Source organism: Actinomycetota bacterium, assembly GCA_005774595.1.
In the GTDB taxonomy this organism is placed as follows: Bacteria; Actinomycetota; Coriobacteriia; order Anaerosomatales; family D1FN1-002; genus D1FN1-002.
In genome coordinates this window covers 1-1589 of record VAUM01000390.1, presented here as the reverse complement: position 1 = coordinate 1589, position 1589 = coordinate 1, and the positions used below count along the sequence as shown (strand labels likewise).

Below are 1589 nucleotides of genomic sequence, written 5' to 3'. Positions count from 1 at the left end.
GTCCTTTAGCGGCAGCAAGCCCTCACGGACTCGGATCCCGACCGATACGAGAGCATCGACATGCCCATTGCTGGTCCCAGGCTCGTCGACAAGACGAAAGTGGCGCGCTGGAGTGACTCGATGTGCCTGCACTGTGTTCACGGTGACGACTTCCCGGATTGTCCCAACGACTACTCGGATGCGTTTCCCAAGGACGTCGGACCGATCATGTGCAGCTGGTTCGAAGAGAAGGCCTCCTAGTCCGGCGAATCGCCGTGTCTCCAACAGGCGTTTCCAGCGGGCGGCGCTCCGCAGTAGGCTAGGAATCGGCGACGGCACAGAGCGCCGCCGCTGAAACGCAACAACGTTGGACCAAACCCGACGACACGGAGCACGAATGTGAACGGGCGCGCCGATATCGGCTCGGACGTCAGGACAGTCGTCGCGGCGCGATACCAACAGGCCCGCTTGATCGGGGGCATGGTCGTCGCCGGGGCAATCGCGCCCATTGCCTTCGGCGCGGTGCTCATGGGCGTGAGCAAGGGGGACTTCGGCTCTCTGCCTCTCGCGCAGCTCGATCCCGTGGTCATTCGCGTCTTGGTCTACAGCATGCTGCTGCCGGACGTCACGCTCGCCGTCGTTCAGCGCATCAGGCTCCTTGGAGCTGCACGGCGCGGGGAGGTCACGGACCTTACCTCGGGGCTCCGCGTTCTGGCCAACTGGTCCTTCGTGTTCGCGCTGCTCGTCGGCGTGGTCGCGCTCGGCAGCGGCATGATGTACATCGCCAGCACCTTGAACTCAAGCGAGTGGCGGATGATCGACCTCGGAGCCTTCCTTGTGGGCACCGCGGCGTCGTGGCTTCTCATCGTGCCAAACCGGAGAGAGTGGGTGGGTCTGCTTCACCGCTGGGGTGTCGTCCCGGATCGACGGGCCTCGGACTGATTCGGGTTGGTCCAACCGGCGCTTCCAGCGGAAGCGCGCCTACGGCGTAGAATCGGTCTTGAAGGTGGAGCGAAGCGCGCTCCGCTGAAGCGCAGAACGTTAGTCAGAGTGCCCGAAGGCTCGGAGGAATCAGACATGCTCGACCTCGCCTTCGGCGCCGCTGTCGATCTCCTCTTGATGCCGCTGCTCGTCGCGTTCGATCTCAACCGTGATCGGCGGCTGTATTGGTCAGCGGTCAGAGATGCGATGACCGCGTACGCGCCGGGCAACGCCAGCTCACTGGCTGCACTCCTGGCATCTGCGCGTCCATATGGTGATCTCGCAGACGATGACCGTCTCTATGAGCGGCTGGCCGCCAACATGGTCGCGCGAACCACGCCAGGCGCTTCCTCCACACCGGCCGAACTCACTCGCCTCATCGAGCGCGAGGTCGCAGAGATCACCGCAGACTCGAGCTACCGCTACGTGGCGAATCGGCGCGCGCTCGCGCTTGTGGCGAGATTCGTCGCAGACAAAGAGTCGCGCCGTCACGCACCTGACTAACCCGCGCTTCCAGCGGGAGCGCGCCTTCGGCGTAGAATCGGTCTTGAAGGCGGTGCGCAGCGCGCTCCGCTGAAGCGCAGAAACGTTAGCCCGATGGCAGCGGGGGGAGCGTTGGAGCACCTCAC

General features: G+C 64.4%; 3 protein-coding genes. All 3 read left to right on the top strand.

The window, feature by feature from the left end; all coding sequences use genetic code 11:
- The first annotated feature begins 60 nt into the window (after nt 1–60).
- The 3 genes from FDZ70_10395 (at nt 61) to FDZ70_10385 (ending at nt 1464) form a co-directional block, all read left to right on the top strand.
- Nucleotides 61–240 (top strand): hypothetical protein, encoded by a 180-nt coding sequence (locus tag FDZ70_10395; protein TLM66565.1) that lies wholly within the window; start codon nt 61–63, stop codon nt 238–240.
- Nucleotides 241–378: 138 nt separating this feature from the next.
- Entirely contained in the window at nt 379–921 is a 543-nt protein-coding gene (locus FDZ70_10390; protein ID TLM66564.1) for a hypothetical protein, read from the top strand.
- A 135-nt stretch (nt 922–1056) separates the two neighbouring features.
- Nucleotides 1057–1464, top strand: coding sequence for a hypothetical protein (locus FDZ70_10385; GenBank protein TLM66563.1), 408 nt, complete (start codon nt 1057–1059; stop codon nt 1462–1464).
- Nucleotides 1465–1589 lie beyond the last annotated feature (125 nt).